This is a genomic window from Sinorhizobium psoraleae (assembly GCF_013283645.1).
Lineage (GTDB): Bacteria > Pseudomonadota > Alphaproteobacteria > Rhizobiales > Rhizobiaceae > Sinorhizobium > Sinorhizobium psoraleae.
Map to the genome: position 1 here is coordinate 1,031,059 of NZ_JABEKV010000002.1, position 19,640 is coordinate 1,050,698.

Sequence of the window (19,640 nt, forward strand, 5' to 3'; positions counted from 1 at the left end):
CTTCCGCCCCGTCACACCGTCTTGCGGCGTGACTGTATTAGCTTGAACACGAGAGGCAATGCCGCGATGAGCGCAAGCGCCGCGAGCCCGAGCGAAATGTCCCTCGTCGCAAAATCCGAAAGCGTAAGCTCGCCTCCGGACGCGGCCGAGCGGGCGATCACGTCGTCGAGGCTGCGGCCGAGCCAAGCATAGGCGAACGTGCCCGGCACGATGCCGATCAGCGTTGCTGCCGCGAAAGTGCGCAGCCTCACATCAAAGAATGCGGGCGCAATGTTGACTATGAAGAAGGGAAAAATCGGCGCCAGCCGCAAGATCAGGAGATAAAGGAACGCATTGCGCCGGAACCCATCCGCGAGCCGATCCAGGAAGCGACCGGCGCGCGGGCGCAGGAGGTCCCCGAGGACCCCGCGCGCGGCAAGGAACAGAAGGCAGGATCCGAGCGTCGCCGCGACGATTGCCATGGCTGCGCCGGTGATACAGCCGAACAGGAATCCGGAGAATATGGTCAGCACCGACGCAGCCGGGATCGAAAAGACGACCACTGCGACATAGACCACAAAGAAAGCTGCGCCCGCTCGAAGCGGGTAGGCATCGACATAGGCACTGAGGGTCTCGCGGTGGTGGACGAGCGCCGTCAACGAAAGATATTGCGGCAGGCCAAACGCGTAACAAGCGACACCACCGACGAGCAGAAGAGCGAATGGCACGAACCGCCATGGCGAACGATGCGCCGCATGTCCAGCGCCGCTCCGCCCTGACGAAGGGTTCAGGGCTGCATCTTCTGCCCCGTTTCTGGCACCATGGCTCATGCGACTTGCTTTCGGCGAGATCTACCCTTGAGTTAGAGGGAATCCGGACCCGGAACCAATAACGAATGGTCGCGCCGTCAAACGTCAACGTGAACGGCTCGCCCTGACAACTCACGTTGCCGTGAAAGGGCATAGCACGATCCGGCAAGGATCGTTGCACCACAGACTATTTCTCGCGGTAAACGCCGAGGCTTCCCGCGAGAATATCATGACATCGGATGCGAGAGGCTCAAAACTCCTCCCAATCGTCCCGTACAGCGGCGGAACCGCCGCCGAAGGCTCGGGCCACGCTGCCAATCATCCGCCGGGCGGGCGATGCGACGGGACGACTTGTTTCCCTTGCCGGTGCAACCACTCCGGCATCCCGGTCGACCTTGAAATAGGCGATCAGGTTCGCAAGGTTGCCGGTTTCGGCCGAAAGCTTGTGCGTCGCGGCGTTCGCCTCTTCGACCATCGCGGCATTGCGCTGCGTCACCTGGTCCATCTGGTTGACGGCAGTGCTGACCTCGGCAAGCCCTGTCGACTGCTCGCGCGCGGCGGTCGCGATCGAATGGATATGGTCGTTGATCTTCAGAACGCGCGTTTCGATCTCGCCGAGCGCGGACCCGGTCGCCTGCACGAGCTTGACTCCGGTCGCCACTTCGCTGCCCGACTTGGAAATGAGCGTCTTGATGTCCTTGGCAGCGCTGGCCGCCCGCTGGGCGAGTTCGCGGACCTCCTGTGCAACGACTGCGAAGCCCTTGCCGGCGTCACCCGCGCGCGCCGCCTCGACGCCCGCATTGAGCGCCAAAAGGTTGGTCTGGAAGGCGATTTCATCGATGACGTTGGTGATCTGGCCGATCTCGCTTGAAGCCTGCTCGATACGGCCCATGGCCTCGACCGCGCTACGGACGACGGAAGCGGATTCGGCTGCGCTTTCCTTTGCCTCAGTGACCATGACCGATGCTTCCTGCGCCCTCTCTGTCGAGCTGCGAACCGCGGCGGTGATCTCGTCGAGCGCCGCCGAGGTCTCCTCGAGCGAGGCGGCCTGCTGCTCCGTGCGCTTCGACAGGTCGTCCGCCGCCGAGCGCAGTTCGGATGCGTTGCCATTGATCGAGTCCGTCGTCGTGCGAACCTCGCGCAAGGTTTTCTGCAAGGTGGTGAGCGTGTCGTTGACGTTCCTTTGCAGTTCCGCGAAGGCGCCCTGGAACTGGCCGTTCATGCTCTGCGTCAAGTCGCCGGCTGCAAGGCTTGCGATTACTCGCCGTGTTTCGGAAATCCCACTGTCGACGCCGCCGACGAGTTCATTGACGCTCGCGGCAAAACGGTTGAGGTCGTCGTTGCCGTAGTCCTTGCCGATGCGCTTGGTAAAATCGCCCGCGGCAGCCGCTGAGACGACGATGCCGATGCTCGACTGGAGATCGGCGCTCTTTTCCCGCAATGCCGCTTCCTGGGCGTTGAGTTCGCGCACCGCAAGCCCGTTCTGCTTGAAGACGGCGACGGCGGCAGCCATGTCGCCGATCTCGTCCCTGCGCCCGGCGAAGGGCACATCGACCGACAGATCGCCCCCGGCAAGCTGCTTCATGGTGCCCGTCAGGTCGAGGATCGGCCGGCTGAGCTGGTTGGTGCCGATATAGAAGGCCGTACCGATGCCGGCGACCAGCCCGAGGCCGGCGATCCCGAGCACGATCAGAACAACCGAGCGTTCAAAAGCCGCGATCTCTTCCGTGATCGCCTGAAGCGATTCCAGATTGGCATCCACGACCACGTCTATCTCGGCCTGGAAAGCCTTGCGGTTGGCGCGATTGGCGTCGTTGTTGCCCTGCTCGTTGGCAGCCTGCGGCGAAACCTCTCGGCCGAGACGGGCCGTCTCGGTGCGGAAGGTCTTGAACTCGTCGGCGCGCTTCGCCAGTGCATCGAAGGACGAGAGGTTGTCGGCGGGAACCAGCGGACGCCAGTCTTCGAGCAGCGCGTCGATCTTGTCGAGATTCTTGAGGAGGCCCTCGGCGAAGGGCTTTGCTTTTTCGATTGTCGGTGCGGCGTAGATGCCGCGCGATTCCATGACGACGCCGGTCACCAGACGATTGAGCCGCTCGCCCTTGAACGCCCGGTCGGATGCGTTCTGGAATTGATGAAGCTTGTCGTTGTATTGCGACACGATCAGCAAAGACATGCCGGTAATGGCGATCGCCAGCAGACTCATGATGCCGACGATCAAGTATATTTTCCCGCGAATTTTCATTCCTGTCCCCCCAACGCCCGCAGACGTCGCCCCTTGGTGCGCGGTGCTCGCTGCACACACAAAGGGAATGCTAAAATGCGCGTGGTTAACGAAAACCATCACCGGTCCGGCCAACATCTGGCGAGGCTGGATTAGGTTTTTATTCATCGATCTGCACTACGGCGCCGCGCGTCTCATCAGACGCGTAAGGGTCGCTGTAGAACTTTGAGTGGCTGCATGATTTTGTCCTTAAGTCGACCGATTCAAGGAATCATGCAACAAGCGCCGCGCGCCAAGGGAACCGCTGTCAGGCCCGGCGTCGGATGATCGCGGAGGTCGGGAATTGACTTTGCCGGACATTTGTCCTTATAAGCCGCGCACGTCCGGTCAAACCATCCTGCCCGCAAGGCGGAGCTGTGCCCGGTTACGTAAACGCTCTTGCACTTTGCAAACCCAAGAAGGGCCGCACACCGCGGTATTTAAATAAATGAAGCGTACCTACCAACCGTCCAAGCTTGTTCGCAAGCGCCGTCACGGGTTCCGTGCACGCATGTCCACCAAGGGTGGCCAGAAGGTCCTCGCAGCCCGCCGGGCTCGTGGCCGCAAGCGTCTCTCGGCTTAAGCCGAGTTTGCCCGAAACCTCATGTCCGGGCATATGACGTCAGATAAAGACAAAACGACTGTCGGGCGGCTGAAAAGCCGTCCGCAGTTCTTGGCCGTCAGAGCTGGAGAAAGCCGCAAAGGCCCGCTATTTCTCCTCGAAGTGCTCGACCGCAAGGATATGGAAGGTGACGCCCGCGTCGGCTTCACCGTTACCAAGAAGCACGGCAATGCCGTAGAGCGCAACCGAATGCGCCGACGCCTCAAAGAAGCAGTGCGGCTTTCAGCCGGGTTTGCAATGAAACCCGGACACGACTATGTGATTGTCGCCCGACGCGATCTGCTGCATGCCCCCTTCGACGCATTGACCCGGGCGCTTTGCGATCGCATCGAAAACAAGCCGAAACAGAAGCGGCCTTCGGCCGGTTCCAGGAAACCATGATGGAAAACAACCGCAATTATTTCGTCGCGATTGCACTGTCCGTGCTGATCCTCGTCGCTTGGCAATTTTTCTATGTCAATCCGAGGATCGAAAAGGACCGCATCGCTGCGGAACAGGCCCAGCAGGCACAACAGGCTCAACCCCAGGACGGCACGCAGCAGGCGACTCCGGGGCAGGCGCTGCCCAGTGGCGCCGTTCCGGGCGAAAGCCGCGACCAGGCCGTCGCCAAGTCTGCACGCGTTGAAATCGACACGCCGGCGCTTGCGGGATCCATCAACCTGACCGGCGCGCGTTTCGACGACCTGAAGCTCAAGGGCTACCATGAGACGGTCAATCCGCAGAGCCCGGTCATTACCCTCTTCAGCCCGGCGGAAACCGCCGACGGCTATTTCACCGAACTCGGCTATGTCGGCAACGACGCGACCGGAACCGTGCCCGGTCCGCAGACCGTGTGGACGCTTTCCGGTGGCGACAAGCTGACCGCATCCACGCCGGTGACGCTGACCTACACCAACGACAAGGGCATCACCTTCACCCGGACGATTTCCGTCGACGACCGTTACATGTTCCAGGTCGTCGACAGCATCAAGAACGGCGCCGCAGAGCCGGTTTCGCTCTCCTCCTACGGCCGCGTAACGCGCTTCAACAAGCCGACGACCCCGAGCATCTACGTACTGCATGAGGGTTTCATCGGCGTGGCCGGCGACAACGGCCTGCAGGAATACGGCTATTCGAAGATCGAGGACGAGAAGTCGGTCGAGCCCGGCAAGGCCACCGGCGGCTGGCTCGGCATCACCGACAAGTACTGGGCGGCGGCGATCGTTCCGCCGCAGGCAACGGCCTTCGACACCCGTTTCTCCCATTTCACCGATGGCCGCGCGCGCTACCAGAGCGACTACAAGGCGGATGCTGTGACGATCGCTCCGGGCCAGACTTCAGAGGTGAAGAACCTGGTCTTTGCGGGCGCCAAGGAAGTGCCGGTCATCGACAATTACGAGGCTGCCTATTCCATCCCGCAATTCGACCTGATGATCGACTGGGGCTGGTTCTACTTCATCACCAAGCCGATGTTCAAAATGATGGACTACTTCTATCGGCTGTTCGGCAATTTCGGCATAGCGATCCTGATCACCACGATCGTCGTCAAGCTTCTCTTCTTCCCGCTCGCCAACAAGCAATATGCGTCGATGGCGAACATGAAGAAAGTTCAGCCGAAAATGGAGGAACTGAAGAAGAAATTCGGTGACGACCGCATGGGCCTGCAGCAGGCGATGATGCAGCTCTACAAGGAAGAGAAGATCAATCCGCTGGCTGGCTGCTGGCCGATTCTCCTGCAGATTCCGGTGTTCTTCGCGCTCTACAAGGTGATCTACGTCACCATCGAGATGCGCCATGCGCCGTTCTTCGGCTGGATCCAGGACCTGTCGGCACCCGATCCGACAACGATCTTCAACCTGTTCGGACTTCTGCCTTTCGACGTCCCCCTCTTCCTGCATCTCGGCGTCTGGCCGATCATCATGGGCATCACCATGTTCCTGCAGATGCGGATGAACCCGACACCGCCGGATCCGACGCAAGCAATGCTATTCACGTGGATGCCAGTGGTCTTCACCTTCATGCTGGCGTCCTTCCCGGCCGGCCTCGTCATCTACTGGGCCTGGAACAACACGCTGTCGATCATCCAGCAGTCGATCATCATGAAGCGTCAGGGCGTGAAGATCGAGCTTATCGAGAACCTCAAATCCCTGTTCACGAAGAAACCCAAACCGGCGGAATAGCCGCCGGACATCACTCCGCTTCAAAGCCCTGGGTCGAAAGATCCGGGGCTTTTTCTTTCCCCATTCCGCTTTGCGACAACCGCCTGTCGCGAACGCCCGCGCCTGCAACCAGAAAGCAATCTATCGTCTGCCAGTTCCGATCCGGAAGCCGTTCATGTCGCAACCGACCGTACTGCCGAAATCCGCCGTGCCGGTGCAAAGCCGCGCAACCGGCATCGCGCTCGTTCTCGGCTCGGCGATCGTGTGGAGCTTCGGCGGCATGCTGGCGCGTTTTCTCGAAATCGACGACAGTTGGATCGTCGTCTTCTGGCGGTCGATCTTCGCCGCGCTATTTCTGCTCGGGTTCATGCTGGTCCGCGACGGCGCCTCGAACATGATGCGGCTCTTCCGCGACATGGGCTGGCCGGGCGTAGCCGTCGGTTGCTGCTTCGCGACGGCATCCACGAGTTTCGTGCTCGCACTTGCCTACACGACCGTCGCCAACATCCTGCTCGTTCAAGCGGGCGTGCCGCTCATCGCGACCCTCATCGGCCGGGTCGTATTCCGCGAAACCGTCTCATCGCTCACCTGGCTGGCAATCGCCGCGGTCATCGCCGGCGTCCTGGTAATGGTTTCCGGTTCGATTACCGGCGCGGTCTCACCGGTCGGGGATGCGCTTGCCCTGCTGATCGCATTCGCCTTCGCCTGCGCAACGGTCGTCACCCGCCGCTATGCCGATGTCCGCATGACGCCGGCGGCCTGTCTCGGCACACTCATTGCCGCCATGATCGCGGCAACACAGGCCTCGGGCTTTGCCGTCACTGCGGCCGAACTCGGAATCCTCGTCGCTTTCGGGGCGCTGAATTTCGGCCTCGGCCTCGCCCTATTCGTCACTGGCGCGAGGCTGCTTCCTTCGGCACTCGCAGCATTGCTTGGCACGGTCGAAACCGTGCTCGCACCTCTCTGGGTCGCCGTCATCCACGACGAAATTCCCCGCGCAAGCACCATTGTCGGCGGGTCGATCGTCCTCTTTGCCCTTTTTGCCTATCTCGCTATCGAACTCTGGCGGCAGCGCCGGTTGCTGCGCTGAGGCTTTCCATATAGCCGTGAAGCCAGTGCAAAGCCGGCCGATGCTTGACAAGTCGGATCAAAACATTGAAGCCGACCGGGCAACGAGGAAAAATCGAGCGATGACCGAGAAGAAGAAAAACCGGAACGATTCCTCCGCTTTCGGCCGCCCGTGGATCTTTATCCGCGGCGTTCCGGCCATGAAGTTCCTGCCGCCCGAGGGTCCGCTGGAGATCGCCTTTGCCGGCCGCTCGAACGTCGGCAAATCGTCACTGATCAACGCCCTTGTCGGACAGAAGGGCCTTGCGCGTACGTCGAACACGCCAGGCCGCACCCAGGAGCTCAACTATTTCGTGCCGGACGGCTATTCCGGCGAGGCCGGCGACCTGCCGCCGATGGCGCTCGTCGACATGCCTGGTTACGGCTACGCCCAGGCACCCAAGGAGCAGGTCGACGCCTGGACCAAACTCGTCTTCGACTATCTGCGCGGCCGCTCGACGCTGAAGCGTGTCTACGTGCTGATCGACGCCCGTCACGGCATCAAGAAGAACGACGAAGAAGTGCTCGCGCTGCTCGACAAGGCTGCCGTTTCCTATCAGATCGTGCTCACCAAGACCGACAAGATCAAGGCGGCGGGCGTGCCTCGGCTGATCGCCGAAACGATCGAGAAGATCAAGAAACGCCCGGCCGCCTTTCCGGAGGTGTTGTCGACCTCGTCGGAAAAGGGTGTCGGTATCGAGGAACTGCGCGCCGCGATCGATCTCGCGGTCACGCGCTGAGACCGGCGCGTCTACCCGCAGACCAGCATATCCGACGACAAAGTCCTTGATCTTCGTCACTACCCCGACAGGCAAAGCGCTCTATCTCTGCGAGCGGCGGCATCCTTTTCGCCGGCCGGGCCAAGATCCAGGAGAGAGACATGTCCGATCTGATTGTCGTGGGATTCGATTCGATGGAAGAGGCCGACAGGGTTCTCTTGAAGCTGAACAGCCTGAGCAAGGAATATCTGGTCGATCTCGAAGATGCTGTCGTCGTCGTGCGCGATGGCGAAGGCAAGGTGCATCTGAAGCAGGGCCTAAATCTCACTGCTGTCGGTGCGACCTCGGGCCTTCTTTCGGGTTCGCTCTGGGGTGGCCTCGTCGGCCTGCTTTTCCTCAATCCGCTCGCAGGCTTCGCGATCGGTGGCGCACTCGGTGCCGGCGCCGGGGCGCTTTCCGGCTCGCTCACCGACTACGGCATCGATGACGACTTCATCAAGTCGCTCGGCAGCACGATCCCGAACAGTTCCTCGGCGCTCTTCATTCTGGTGCGCAAGGTGCAACCGGAAAAGGTGCTCGCCGAATTTTCGGGGCTGCGGGGCCGTGTGCTGAAAACGTCGCTCTCGCCCGAGCAGGAGCAGAAGCTCCAGGCCGCACTCTCCGACGTGCAGACACCTTCGCCGCAGGCGGGCACGTTTTAAGCGTTTGCTCTTCGTCGTTCCCTAACGGCGCATCATACGCGTCGGCCCTGCGCGTCACCGTCACACGCACCAGCCGCTGGTCACGCGGCGGCTGGCGCAAATTTGAGCGCCAGCCCGTTGATGCAGTGCCGCTTACCGGACGGCGGCGGACCGTCGTCAAAAATGTGGCCGAGATGCCCGCCGCAGCGGCGGCAGTGGCATTCGGTCCTTGTCATGAATAGGGAATTGTCCTCGCGTGTGCCGACCGCGCCCGGGAGCGATTGCCAAAAGCTCGGCCAACCGGTGCCGCTGTCGTATTTGGCATCGGAGGAATAAAGCGCCAGGTCACATCCCGCGCAGTGGAAAATCCCCTTGCGTTTCTCGTTGTTGAGCGCGCTCGTGAAGGGCCGTTCCGTGTCCTCCTGCCGCAGGATGCTGTATTGCTCCGCTGTCAGGATCGCTCGCCACTCCTCGTCCGTCTTTGCGACCTCGAAAGTTTCACTGTTGGCCGCACGCGCGGCAGGCGCAAAGCCACGGGCGACCGTCCATGCGGCGAGCGCGGCGCCCGCCATCAGGAAATTGCGACGGTTCGTCATGAGAGCCTCCCGTCCAAAGACGCATTCGCCGTTGATGCTCGCGTTCTAGACTAGCGGACCGACGGAAGCGGGACAAAACAAAGCCCATCAAACCGCCGTGAGAGAGTCGCCACGCAGCAGAGCGCGGGTCGCCCGGGCGGCGGGTCGCGACCCGCCGCCCGCGATTGTCAACCTTTCGGCAGCAGCACCTTGTTGATGACGTGAATGACGCCGTTCGACTGTTTCACGTCGGCGATCGTTACCCAGGCCGTGCCGCCGGTTTCATCAGTCAGTCCGATCTTGCCGCCGTCGGTCTTGGCCTTCAGGATGCAACCGCCGATCGTCTTGACGTCGTGTTCCCCGCCATCGTCCTTGATCATCTCGGCGATCGTCGCCGACATCGCGTCAGCGGCAACGACATGGCAGGTCAGAACGGTCGTAAGCTTGTCCTTGTTCTCAGGCTTCAGCAGCGTGTCGACCGTGCCGGCCGGCAGGGCCTCGAAGGCCGCGTTCGTCGGTGCGAAGACGGTAAAGGGTCCCTTGCCCTGCAGGGTCTCGACGAGACCTGCCGCCTTGACGGCCGCAACCAGCGTCGTGTGGTCCTTCGAGTTGATGGCATTTTCGACGATATTCTTCTCGGCATACATCGGCGCACCGCCGACCATCGGGTTCTCGGCGTAGGCGACGACCGCACCTGTCGTGAGCATGGAGGCGACGAGTGCCGAACGGATCACAAACCTGAACATCTCTCTTCCTTCCTGTTGCGCTTGCCCGCTGAGACCACCTTGAAAGTGTCCGCTCGGGCGATTGCTGTTCCTCCCAGGGAACATTGACAAGCAACGGGAGGCGCGGAGAAAGAGTTTCAGGCGGCGCGCTCTGCTTCTATCCGTATGAAAAGATGACGACTTTTTTGCTGGAGGCGCTGCAGGCGCCGGCGCCCGCCTAGAGATGGCGAGCCTTGCCGGAGGCAATGACGGGACCCGTGGGTGAGCCGGTCGGCGAGCCGCCGAGCGGCTCGACGCTGACGGCAAGGGTCGCGTCCTCGATGAACTTCGTCCGCATTTCGGACGACACCAGGAGTTCGCCTTCGCCGGACTGGGGCAGTACTCCCAGTGAGATCGCCGGATTGCTGCCCTCGATCAGCCAGAGTTCGAGAGACTTCTCTTCCGCCTGCCGCGCCGCCACCGGCGTCAGCTTCAGGCTGCCGGATGTTCTGTCGAAACGGGCAACGAGATTGATGGTATTGCCTTCGCCGGAAAGCTCCGCCACCAGCGGCTGGCTTTGCGGCCCGCTGAAGAGGCCAGCCATCGACGCGCCCATCATCGCGACGGCAGCAAGCGAAGCGATGGCGAGGCTGCGCCAGAGAAGAAGCGAGTTCCAGAAGCCGACCGGAGGAGCGGCCGCCGGCGCAGGCGGATAAATGCTGCGCTCCACGGCAGCAAGCACATGGGCTGGCGGCCTAACCGCTTCATAGGCATCGTCGAAGGAGGCGAGATTGTGTTGCCAGCGATCGACCATGGCGGCGAAATTCCGGTCCGATGCCATGCGCGCCTCGACCTTGCGGCGGTCCTCCGCCGACAGAACGCCGAGCACATATTCCCCGGCGATCACTTCGTCGCGGCGAAAATCTCCGCTCTCGGGATTCTGCGTCGTCATCGCTCCATGCACTCTCTCAGCTTCAGGAGGCTGCGTCTCAACCAGGTCCGCATCGTATTGAGCGGTACCGCGAACATCTCGGCCAGTTCCTGGTAGCTCAATCCTTCGACATAGGCTCGGCGCACCGCCTCGGCGCGATCCTTCTCGAGCTCCTCCATGCAGGCGTCGATCCGCCTGCCTTCTGACCGGAGTGCAGCCGATCGTTCCGGATCTGGAGCAGGATCAGCCAAATCATAGGCCTCGTCAATCGCGTTTGCGACGGGTTTTCGCGCTCGGATGAGGTCGATCGCATGGTTGCGTGCGATTGCCGTGAGCCAGGACATCGGGCTTGCCTGCCCGGTCGCGAAACGGTCGGCGCGTTGCCATACCTTGACGTAGATTTCCTGTAGCGCTTCTTCCGCTTCGCTGCGATCCTTGAGAATACGGAGACAAACGCCGAAAAGTTTCGGACTCGTCTGGCGATAGAGCGCCACAAAGGCATCGCGGTCTCTCAGGGCCACGCGGCCGAGCAGCGCGGAGATCTCCTCATCAGCCATGCGATTGCGCCCCTCACGGCATCAAAGCATCACCATAGTAGGGTAGAGAGACCGCCAGAACCAGCAGGAGTGTCATTACCGCTTTATGTTGCCCGCCGATCATTCCATCCTTTCGGAACTTGCGTTTTCGCCATGAAAGGCTCTAAACAGCACCCGATATTTTCGAGGATCCGCCATGTCCGCATCAGAAAGTGAAATCCAGGCACGCCTGCTCACACAAGCGCTGCCCTACATGCAGCGTTACGAGAACAAGACGATCGTCGTCAAATATGGCGGCCATGCCATGGGCAACCCGGAACTTGGGCGCGCGTTCGCCAGCGATATCGCGCTTCTGAAGCAGTCCGGTGTCAACCCGATCGTCGTGCATGGGGGCGGGCCGCAGATCGGCGCCATGCTGACAAAGATGGGTATCGAATCGAAATTCGAAGGCGGCTTGCGCGTTACCGACGAGAAGACCGTCGAGATCGTCGAGATGGTGCTTGCCGGGTCGATCAACAAGGAAATCGTCGCCCTCATCAACCAGACTGGAGAATGGGCGATCGGCCTATGCGGCAAGGACGGCAACATGGTCTTCGCCGAAAAGGCGAAGAAGACCATTCGCGACCCCGACTCCAATATCGAACGCGTTCTCGATCTCGGCTTCGTCGGCGACGTGGTCGAGGTGGACCGCACCCTGATCGACCTGCTCGCTCGCTCGGAGATGATTCCGGTGATTGCACCGGTGGCGCCCGGCCGCGACGGCCACACCTACAATATCAACGCCGACACCTTCGCCGGCGCCATCGCCGGTGCGCTCAACGCGACCCGCCTGCTCTTCCTCACCGACGTTCCGGGCGTGCTCAACAAGCAGGGCGAATTGATCAAGGAACTGTCGGTGGCGCAGGCGCGCGCGCTGATCGCCGACGGCACGATTTCCGGCGGCATGATCCCGAAGGTCGAAACCTGCATCGACGCTATCAAGGCTGGTGTGCAGGGCGTGGTCATTCTCAACGGCAAGACCGCCCATTCGGTCCTGCTCGAGATCTTCACCGAGCACGGCGCCGGCACGCTGATCGTGCCGTGATCTGCCATAAGAGCGCCGTGAAGGTTACCTGACGGCGCTCTGGTAGATCTTCTCGGCCTCGGCACGCAACCGCTCGATCATGGCGCGATAGGGGAACGGCCCGTAGCTGACCCGGCCGACCCCTGCCGCCGCGAGCGTGGCGAGGTCCGGCGCGCCCGGCTTCATCATCGCGTTCACCGGCAGCGGCGAGGCCGCACAAATCCTGCCTACCAGGCCCGCATCGGCCAATCCCGGCACGAAGAAACCACTGGCGCCGGCCTCGGCATAGGCTTTGCCGCGCGCGATTGCCTCGTCGAGCAGCCCTGCATGGCGTGCTGCATCACTCTCCTGAAGGAAAAGATCGGTGCGAGCATTGATGAACAGCGCTATGCCGCGACGCTCCGCCATCTCGCGGATAGCTCGGATGCGTGAGGCCTGCTTTTCGATGGCATGGACACCGCCCTTGCCGACCACCTGGTCCTCGAAATTGATGCCGATCGCGCCGGCATCGAGCAACTGAGCGGCATTCGCCGCCCCCTGGGCCGCGTCCTCCGCATAGGCGCCTTCGAAGTCGACCGAAAGAGGCAGATCCGTCGCGCCGACGATCAGCCGAACGATTTCGAGAAGGAGCGCGAGCGGTATCTTTTCGCCGTCGCCAAAGCCCTGCGCCGCCGCGACCGACCAGCTTCCGGTGGCAAGCGCCTTTGCACCGGCTTCGGCCACGCAACGGGCGCTGCCCGCATCCCAGATATTGTACAGAACGACCGGGTCGCCCTTGCGATGCAGCGCTGCAAAGGCAAGCGCCTTTTCCTGTTGATTCATCCGACATCCTCCGCAAACAATCCAACGGGTTTCATTTTTCCTTCGTGCCGCAACAGCCATTGCTTTCGCCGAAGACCGCCGCCGTAGCCGGTCAGCGATCCGTCCGCGCCGATGCAACGGTGGCAAGGGATGACGATCGCGATGCGGTTGGCGCCATTTGCCTTGGCGACTGCCCGCACCGCCTGGAGCGTGGCGACCTCCCGCGCGATATCGCTGTAGGATCGCGTCTCGCCCAACGGTATTTCCAAAAGCTTTGCCCAGACCTGTCGCTCGAAGGCGCTCCCGTCGAGCGCCAGAGGCGTGCGGAAATTGCCTGATTCTCCGGAAAAATAGGCATTCAGTTCCGCCTCGATCTGGTCGATCGGCGGCGTCCTGCCCCGTGCGACCGCGGACCGCGTCTTGCGCTTCAGGCTTTCCATTTCGGTTTGCAGGGCCTTGCGGTCGTGGAATTCGAGCAGATGAAGATGCGTCTTGTCTGCGACCGCTATCATTGGCCCGAGCGGCGTTTCAATCGTATAGGCAAATAGCAACTGGCGACCCTGCGACATGGCGGGCACCTCCCCTATCAGCTTCGCGAAAGCGGTACGAAAGCCGCTCGGCGAGTCATAACCGGCATCGATCTGTGCTTCAATAACGCTTGCGCCGGCCGAAAGCTGACGGGCGGCCTCGCCCACCCGCCGCTGACGAGCGAGGTCGAGGAAGGTAACCCCAAACGCCCGCTTGAAGGCGCGACGCACGGTCGATGGATCGAACCCGTGCAGGACAAGATCGTCCTCCGTCCAGCGACGGTCCGGAGATCGATCGAGCAGTTTCAGAAGGTCGTTGACCAGCGGCTCCTTCTCAGAAGGCTGGCCCAGCGGGCGACATCGCTCGCAGGGGCGGAAACCGGAATTGATGCAGGCGGCGATGCTGTCGAAAAACAGCGTGTTTTCCCGCTTCGGCTTGCGGGCAGGACAGGAGAGCCGGCAGAAGATGCCGGTGCTCTTGACGCAGACGAAGGCCTGGCCCTCGTAATCCGCGCTTCGGGCCAGAAGCGCGTCGTAAAGGATATCGTCGTTCGGCAGATCGAAAAGCATGGCGCCGTTGTAGCACCCGACGGACGGCTCGTCCGCCGAAATTCGGGCGTTTATTTCGGGCGCCCTAGAGCATCCCGCTTTCAGGTGGAACCACCGAAAGCGGATAAGATGCTCTAGAATCAAAGTGCTCGAGCGTCCTTTGTGCGTTCATTTGAACGCACGGCGCTCTAGAGAACGATCAGCATCACGACGCCGAGCACGATCAACAGGCAGCCGAGCAATTCGAGGCGGTTGATCCACTCGCGGAAGACGAAGAAGGACGAGGCGAAGGTGAAGAGCATTTCGACCTGCGCCACCACCTTGACGATCGCCGCCTGCTGCAAGGTCATCGCCATGAACCAGCCGAACGACGCCGAGGCGCCGACAAAGCCGACGACGAAGGCTGGCCTCCATGCCGCACCGATGCGTTGCAACTCCTCCGGCTCGCGGACGACGATCCAGACGAGCATCACGACCGTCTGCAGCAGGATGACGAAGCCGAGCGTGAAACTCGCCTGCATCATGTAATCCGGCGCAGGCAGGCTAGGCGCAAGCGCCAGCGAGGCGGATCGATAGGAAACGGCCGAGAGCCCGAAGAACGTGCCGGACATGAGGCCTATCGCGGCGGTGCGGCTGAAAACCGAGGTCAGCAAAGACCGTGTGCTGAGCGTGGTGCGGGCAACGGAAATAAGCATGACGCCGACCACCGAAATGGCAATAGCAACCAGCGCGCCCTGGCTCGCTTTCTCGCCCAGGAAGATCAGGCCGAAGAGGGCTGCCTGCGCCGGTTCGGTGCGAGAATAAGCCGTACCGACGGCAAAGTTGCGAAAGGAGAAGAGATGGACGAGCAGGAAGGTCGCAGCGATCTGCGCCAGCCCGCCGACAACTGCCCATTGAAAAAACGTGGCGTTCGGAACCGGCAGGGGATGCCCGGCGAAACGCCAGAGGACCACGAGATAGAAGAGCGCGAACGGCAGGCCGAAGCCGAAGCGCACGAAGGTCGCGCCGGTGGTGCCCATGACGCCCTTCAGGTGCTTCTGCATGGCGGAGCGGACGTTCTGAAGGAAGGCCGCGGTGATGGTGATGAGGACCCAGGTTTCCATGGGATGCGAGCTAGCACGCAGGTCCGGACATTGCCAAGAACTCCGTACAGTCACCGGTGCTTCAGTCCGGCTTTTCCTGAACTTCCGGCGGGTAAATGGCCTGATTGAATTTGAGCGCCGGCCCCTCCTGCTCGAATGTCTTCACGCGATGGTCGTAGTTCGGCGAGATTGTGCCCAGCACGCGATCCCAGAACGAGAAATAGTTGCCGTAATTGTACCGGAACCCCGAATGATGCTGATCATGGAAGGTCGTGCACAACAGGGGGGACGGATAACGTGCTGTCGATGAGGCGAAATACTCGAATCCACAGTGCCCGAACATGCCGTTGAAATGTTCGAACAGTCTTTGGCCGATGAGAATCGTCGGCGGAAACGGAACGGCGAAAACGATGACGGCTGAAAAACCCTGCAATAGAAAGTTGTCGAAAACATCCTCCGAATAGGTGCTCCAGATCGTCGGTGCGATACTTTTATGATGGAGTGCGTGCAGGGGGTAGAGCCATTTGGTGTGCAGCAGCCGGTGCATGAAATAGAACCAGCTATCGTAGAGGAACAGGCACAGGATAAAGAGCGGCACCGCCGCCCACCAGTTAAAGGCCCAGGGCGCCGGCGCCCAGCCCTTCTGCTGGGCGTACAGGCCGATTGCCAGCGGCAGACTGGCGCTGAACATCGACGCCAGGCTCTGGCGGATTTCCGCCTTGCGGCGCTTGTCGGAACCGCGTCCCTTCTGAATCTTTCGCTCAGGATTGCGGTCGTTGACCCAGGTCGGGCCGTGGCCAAGGGCGAAATAGGTAACGACAGTCGTAGCGTAGAATCCGAACAGAAACAGTAGATAGAACAGTTCGTCCGACATTGGCACCTGCAGCCCCGAGCCAAAACCGCGCCAGCCGCAAGATGCCATGCCGTTTTGGCAATTCAAAGTGGAATGTGTGCGTCGGCAGGACAGCCCGGGGCGCATTTTCTCGTTTGCCGCCGCCCATACCCATGTCATAACCCGGCCATGAAAAAGCTCGACCGCCTCCCGACCCATGCCGAGTTCGCCCATGTCACAGACTGGGTCTTCGACCTCGACAACACGCTCTATCCGCACCACGTCAATCTCTTCGCGCAGATCGACCGCAACATGACGGCCTATGTCGCCGATCTCCTGTCGCTCGAGCCGGCGGAAGCGAAGAAACTGCAGAAGGAATATTATCGCGATCACGGCACGACCCTGCAGGGGCTGATGATCCATCACGGCGTCGATCCGAACGACTTCCTGCAGAGGGCGCATGCGATCGACTACAGCGTGGTTCCGGCCGATCCCGCGCTCGGCGAGGCGATCAAGGCGCTGCCTGGCCGCAAGTTCATCTTTACCAATGGCAGCGTCCACCATGCTGAGATGACGGCGCGCGCGCTCGGTATTCTCGACCATTTCGACGATATCTTCGACATCGTCGCCGCCAATTTCATCCCGAAGCCCGCGGGCGATACCTACGACAAGTTCATGGGCCTTCACCGCGTCGACACCCGCAACGCGGTGATGTTCGAGGATCTGCCGCGCAACCTCCTGGTCCCGAAGGCACTCGGGATGAAGACGGTGCTGCTCGTGCCGCAAAATCTCGAATACGAATTCGCCGAAGCGTGGGAGACATCGAGCGACGCCGACGAACAGATCGACTACGTCACCGAGGATCTGGCGGGGTTCCTGCGGCGGGTTGTGGCGCCGGCCTGACGCAACACAATTCAACCAAGGAAAAACCGCTTTTCCGTACTGCATGTTTCCTTAAATCGTAGGAAGGATGAAAACATGCAGCGATCATACGACGCGCGGCGCTGTAGAGACTTAAATTACCAAAGTTTAACTGGTGCCGGCGTCGCGCGTGCCTATCCTTCAGTCAGGATAACTGATCGAAAGGAAGCATGATGCGCAGCAGGACTTTCATTCTCGGCGCCACCGTCCTCGCGGTGGCAGCGACCGGACTTTCGGCACCTTCGTTTGCCGCAAAGGCTAAGCTCACGCCCGAACAGCGCGCCGAGCGCATGATCAAGCCTCTCGACACAAGCGGCGATTCCAAGGTTTCGCTCCAGGAACTCCAGGCGCGGATCTCGGCCAATTTCAAGAGCTTCGACGCCAATGGCAATGGTGAGATCAGCCGCGAGGAGATGGAGGCAAAGCGCCAGGCATTTCGCGAGGCGCGCAAGACCTGGCGCGAAGCCCGGGCCAAGACGAGCGCGAAGAGGCGATCGCCAAGCTCCGGGAGATGCGCCCCGCCATGCTGCCAGGCATGCGGCCGCGCGCTTTCGCCCGCGTCGATGCCGACGGCAACGGATCGCTGAGCGCAACGGAAGTGGCAGGTGCCGCGGAGAGGATGTTCAAGCGCCGCGACCGGAACGGCGACGGCTTGATCGACGCCGCCGATTTTACCAGAAAGGTGTGAGGCGACTCGTCTCGCCCTCTCCGGACCGAGGAAGGGCGAGACGGCCCATCTAGGCTAGCGTCGGCCCGATGCCATCGGGATCGACCGCGGGTCGACCGTTTCGTAGAAGCCGGCAATGATCTCCCAGGCCTCTTCCGCGGTCTCGACGAAATGCACGAGATCGACGTCGTTCGGCGCGATCGTGCCGAACTCGGCCAATGCCTCGAAGTTGATGATGGTGCGCCAGAACTTTTCACCGAAGAGGATAAGCGGCACCAGGGCCAGACGGCCCGTCTGCATCAGGGTCAGCGTTTCGAACAATTCGTCGAGCGTACCGAAGCCGCCCGGAAACACCGTGACCGCCTTCGCGCGCAGCAGGAAGTGCATCTTGCGAATGGCGAAATAGTGGAAATTGAACGAGAGCTCCGGCGTCACGAAGCGGTTTGGCGCCTGCTCGTGCGGCAGGACGATGTTGAGCCCGATCGAAGGGGCGCCGGCGTCCGCCGCGCCGCGGTTTCCCGCCTCCATCACCCCCGGACCACCGCCGGTGACGATGACATATTCCTTGTGGCCGAGCTTTGCGGACTGCTCCGAGCAGATCCGCGCGAATTTGCGAGCCTCGTCGTAGTAGATCGATGCCGCTTCGAGGTTCTTGCGCTGCGTATCGTTCTTGGCCGCCCAAGCCTCACCGCCCGGCTCCGGGATGCGCGCGCCGCCGAACATCACCACGGTCGAATTGATCCCCCGCTCCTCGAGCATCATCTCCGTCTTCAGGAGCTCGAGCTGCAGACGCACCGGCCGCAGTTCCTCGCGGCAGAGAAAATCATCGTCGACATAGGCGAGACGATAGGTCGGCGAGGCCGACTGCGGCGTCAGCGGCACGGTCGAGGCACGCAGCCTGCTCTGCGCGCTGTCTGCCAGCGGATCCCAGACCCCATCCTTACGGCGCAGATTGCGCTTCTTCATACGTGCCATATTTCATCTTCCCGTCGCGTTTCGAACAGACGGCATCTCGTCCGGACGCGCCCTGTCGTGTTTCCTCGGTCATAGAGGCGTCCCTACTGCCGGAAACACGGAAGTTTGCCAAGTCCTGCTGAGAGGTCGGAGCCAAAAGCGCTTCAACTTTTCAGATTTATGCCTCTACAGCGCAACGCGTCATCGAAACGCGTGAGGTCGCTGTAGCACTTTGAATTGCTGCATAACTTTGTCCTCAAATCGGTTCCGATTTAAGTAATTATGCAGTAGAGCTTGCACGACAACGCCGAACATAAGGAATTCCGATGACGACCCACGACCTCGCCTCCCTGTCGCAGACCATCGAGACCGCCTTCGACGATCGCGAAGCCGTCAACACCGGAACTCGCGGCGCGGTCCGCGAAGCCGTCGAAGCGGCGCTGAACCTGCTCGACAGCGGCAAGGTACGCGTCGCCGAGCGCGGCGAGGACGGCACCTGGGCCGTCAATCAATGGCTGAAGAAGGCCGTTCTTCTCTCCTTCCGGCTGAACCCGATGGAACTCGTCAGAGGCGGGCCCGGCGAGGCGGTCTGGTGGGACAAGGTTGCCTCCAAGTTCGACGGCTGGAGCGTCAACGAATTCGAGAAGGCCGGGTTCCGCGCCGTGCCGAACTGCGTCGTCCGCCGCTCGGCCTATATCGCGCCGAACGCGATCCTGATGCCGTCGTTCGTCAATCTCGGCGCTTATGTCGGCGAAGGCACGATGGTCGACACCTGGGCGACCGTCGGCTCCTGCGCCCAGATCGGCAAGCACGTGCACCTTTCAGGCGGCGTCGGCATCGGCGGCGTGCTGGAGCCGATGCAGGCGGGGCCGACGATCATCGAGGACAATTGCTTCATCGGCGCGCGCTCGGAGGTCGTCGAGGGCTGCATCGTCCGCGAGGGTTCGGTCCTCGGCATGGGCGTCTTCATCGGCAAGTCGACCAAGATCGTCGACCGCGCGACGGGCGAAGTGACATACGGCGAAGTGCCGCCCTATTCCGTCGTCGTCGCAGGCTCGATGCCGTCGAGCTCGACCATGGCAAACGGCCAGCCTGCCCCGAACCTCTATTGCGCGGTCATCGTCAAGCGCGTCGACGAGAAGACGCGCGCCAAGACCGGCATCAACGAATTGCTCAGAGACTGA

21 protein-coding genes and 2 pseudogenes are annotated in these 19,640 nt (G+C 61.5%); 11 read left to right on the top strand and 12 right to left on the bottom strand.

What is annotated here, in order from left to right:
• Positions 1 to 11: 11 nt before the first annotated feature.
• Together ILFOPFJJ_RS13585 and ILFOPFJJ_RS13590 are read right to left on the bottom strand one after the other, a co-directional pair.
• Positions 12 to 809 (bottom strand): TVP38/TMEM64 family protein, encoded by a 798-nt coding sequence (locus tag ILFOPFJJ_RS13585; RefSeq protein WP_173511055.1) that lies wholly within the window; start codon positions 807 to 809, stop codon positions 12 to 14.
• Positions 810 to 1,038: 229 nt separating this feature from the next.
• Positions 1,039 to 3,030, bottom strand: a complete 1,992-nt coding sequence (locus ILFOPFJJ_RS13590; protein ID WP_173511056.1) for a methyl-accepting chemotaxis protein — start codon at positions 3,028 to 3,030, stop codon at positions 1,039 to 1,041.
• 466 nt (positions 3,031 to 3,496) lie between these two features.
• Here ILFOPFJJ_RS13590 and rpmH point away from each other — a divergent pair, with 466 nt between their 5' ends.
• From rpmH to ILFOPFJJ_RS13620, 6 genes are all read left to right on the top strand, one after another.
• Positions 3,497 to 3,631, top strand: a complete 135-nt coding sequence (rpmH, locus tag ILFOPFJJ_RS13595) for a 50S ribosomal protein L34 (protein WP_012706673.1) — start codon at positions 3,497 to 3,499, stop codon at positions 3,629 to 3,631.
• A 21-nt stretch (positions 3,632 to 3,652) separates the two neighbouring features.
• Positions 3,653 to 4,051: a ribonuclease P protein component gene (rnpA, locus tag ILFOPFJJ_RS13600; RefSeq protein ID WP_173511057.1), complete on the top strand. Its 399-nt coding sequence runs from the start codon at positions 3,653 to 3,655 to the stop codon at positions 4,049 to 4,051.
• Entirely contained in the window at positions 4,051 to 5,829 is a 1,779-nt protein-coding gene (gene yidC / locus ILFOPFJJ_RS13605) for a membrane protein insertase YidC (protein WP_173511058.1), read from the top strand. Before rnpA ends, yidC begins: the two co-directional genes overlap by 1 nt.
• A gap of 154 nt (positions 5,830 to 5,983) precedes the next feature.
• A complete protein-coding gene (locus tag ILFOPFJJ_RS13610; protein ID WP_173511059.1) occupies positions 5,984 to 6,898 on the top strand; it encodes a DMT family transporter in 915 nt (304 codons plus the stop codon).
• A gap of 100 nt (positions 6,899 to 6,998) precedes the next feature.
• Positions 6,999 to 7,655 carry a ribosome biogenesis GTP-binding protein YihA/YsxC gene (gene yihA / locus ILFOPFJJ_RS13615; protein ID WP_173511060.1) on the top strand — a complete coding sequence of 219 codons (657 nt, stop codon included), beginning with the start codon at positions 6,999 to 7,001 and terminating at the stop codon, positions 7,653 to 7,655.
• A 140-nt stretch (positions 7,656 to 7,795) separates the two neighbouring features.
• Positions 7,796 to 8,335, top strand: a complete 540-nt coding sequence (locus ILFOPFJJ_RS13620) for a DUF1269 domain-containing protein (RefSeq protein WP_173511061.1) — start codon at positions 7,796 to 7,798, stop codon at positions 8,333 to 8,335.
• 80 nt (positions 8,336 to 8,415) lie between these two features.
• On the opposite strand, the gene msrB is transcribed toward ILFOPFJJ_RS13620, so the two are convergent.
• The 4 genes from msrB to ILFOPFJJ_RS13640 all read right to left on the bottom strand — a co-directional run bounded on the left by msrB (position 8,416) and on the right by ILFOPFJJ_RS13640 (position 11,081).
• Positions 8,416 to 8,910, bottom strand: a complete 495-nt coding sequence (msrB, locus tag ILFOPFJJ_RS13625) for a peptide-methionine (R)-S-oxide reductase MsrB (RefSeq protein WP_173511062.1) — start codon at positions 8,908 to 8,910, stop codon at positions 8,416 to 8,418.
• Between the two features lie 167 nt (positions 8,911 to 9,077).
• Entirely contained in the window at positions 9,078 to 9,635 is a 558-nt protein-coding gene (locus ILFOPFJJ_RS13630) for a fasciclin domain-containing protein (protein WP_173511063.1), read from the bottom strand.
• 196 nt (positions 9,636 to 9,831) lie between these two features.
• A complete protein-coding gene (locus tag ILFOPFJJ_RS13635; RefSeq protein WP_173511064.1) occupies positions 9,832 to 10,545 on the bottom strand; it encodes an anti-sigma factor in 714 nt (237 codons plus the stop codon).
• Positions 10,542 to 11,081 (bottom strand): sigma-70 family RNA polymerase sigma factor, encoded by a 540-nt coding sequence (locus ILFOPFJJ_RS13640; RefSeq protein WP_173511065.1) that lies wholly within the window; start codon positions 11,079 to 11,081, stop codon positions 10,542 to 10,544. The genes ILFOPFJJ_RS13635 and ILFOPFJJ_RS13640 overlap by 4 nt, the downstream gene beginning before the upstream one ends.
• Before the next feature lie 232 nt (positions 11,082 to 11,313).
• On the opposite strand from ILFOPFJJ_RS13640, the pseudogene argB reads away from it, so the two are divergent.
• Positions 11,314 to 12,060: pseudogene (gene argB / locus ILFOPFJJ_RS13645) on the top strand (acetylglutamate kinase); the annotation flags it as partial.
• Here the strand turns inward: argB and ILFOPFJJ_RS36470 are convergent.
• The 5 genes and pseudogenes from ILFOPFJJ_RS36470 to ILFOPFJJ_RS13665 all read right to left on the bottom strand — a co-directional run.
• A pseudogene (locus tag ILFOPFJJ_RS36470) lies at positions 12,012 to 12,152 on the bottom strand (hypothetical protein); the annotation flags it as partial. The pseudogenes argB and ILFOPFJJ_RS36470 overlap by 49 nt on opposite strands.
• 16 nt (positions 12,153 to 12,168) lie before the next feature.
• A complete protein-coding gene (locus tag ILFOPFJJ_RS13650) occupies positions 12,169 to 12,945 on the bottom strand; it encodes an isocitrate lyase/PEP mutase family protein (RefSeq protein WP_173511067.1) in 777 nt (258 codons plus the stop codon).
• Entirely contained in the window at positions 12,942 to 14,021 is a 1,080-nt protein-coding gene (locus tag ILFOPFJJ_RS13655; RefSeq protein ID WP_173511068.1) for a bifunctional transcriptional activator/DNA repair enzyme AdaA, read from the bottom strand. The genes ILFOPFJJ_RS13650 and ILFOPFJJ_RS13655 overlap by 4 nt, the downstream gene beginning before the upstream one ends.
• A gap of 167 nt (positions 14,022 to 14,188) precedes the next feature.
• Complete coding sequence (locus ILFOPFJJ_RS13660; RefSeq protein WP_173511069.1) at positions 14,189 to 15,103, bottom strand: EamA family transporter; 915 nt, start codon at positions 15,101 to 15,103, stop codon at positions 14,189 to 14,191.
• 61 nt (positions 15,104 to 15,164) lie between these two features.
• Positions 15,165 to 16,148 (bottom strand): sterol desaturase family protein, encoded by a 984-nt coding sequence (locus tag ILFOPFJJ_RS13665; protein ID WP_246299606.1) that lies wholly within the window; start codon positions 16,146 to 16,148, stop codon positions 15,165 to 15,167.
• Here ILFOPFJJ_RS13665 and ILFOPFJJ_RS13670 point away from each other — a divergent pair.
• The 3 genes from ILFOPFJJ_RS13670 (at position 16,104) to ILFOPFJJ_RS36475 (ending at position 17,523) form a co-directional block, all read left to right on the top strand.
• Positions 16,104 to 16,817 (top strand): pyrimidine 5'-nucleotidase, encoded by a 714-nt coding sequence (locus ILFOPFJJ_RS13670; protein ID WP_173511070.1) that lies wholly within the window; start codon positions 16,104 to 16,106, stop codon positions 16,815 to 16,817. The two genes, ILFOPFJJ_RS13665 and ILFOPFJJ_RS13670, sit on opposite strands and share 45 nt — an antisense overlap.
• A gap of 191 nt (positions 16,818 to 17,008) precedes the next feature.
• Positions 17,009 to 17,422, top strand: coding sequence for an EF-hand domain-containing protein (locus ILFOPFJJ_RS13675; RefSeq protein ID WP_173511071.1), 414 nt, complete (start codon positions 17,009 to 17,011; stop codon positions 17,420 to 17,422).
• Positions 17,423 to 17,454: 32 nt separating this feature from the next.
• Complete coding sequence (locus ILFOPFJJ_RS36475; RefSeq protein WP_376741423.1) at positions 17,455 to 17,523, top strand: hypothetical protein; 69 nt, start codon at positions 17,455 to 17,457, stop codon at positions 17,521 to 17,523.
• 54 nt (positions 17,524 to 17,577) lie between these two features.
• Here ILFOPFJJ_RS36475 and ILFOPFJJ_RS13680 read toward each other — a convergent pair whose 3' ends face one another.
• Positions 17,578 to 18,477 carry an LOG family protein gene (locus tag ILFOPFJJ_RS13680; protein WP_173511072.1) on the bottom strand — a complete coding sequence of 300 codons (900 nt, stop codon included), beginning with the start codon at positions 18,475 to 18,477 and terminating at the stop codon, positions 17,578 to 17,580.
• Between the two features lie 305 nt (positions 18,478 to 18,782).
• Between ILFOPFJJ_RS13680 and dapD the strand changes: the two genes are divergently transcribed.
• Positions 18,783 to 19,640, top strand: a complete 858-nt coding sequence (dapD, locus tag ILFOPFJJ_RS13685; protein ID WP_173511073.1) for a 2,3,4,5-tetrahydropyridine-2,6-dicarboxylate N-succinyltransferase — start codon at positions 18,783 to 18,785, stop codon at positions 19,638 to 19,640.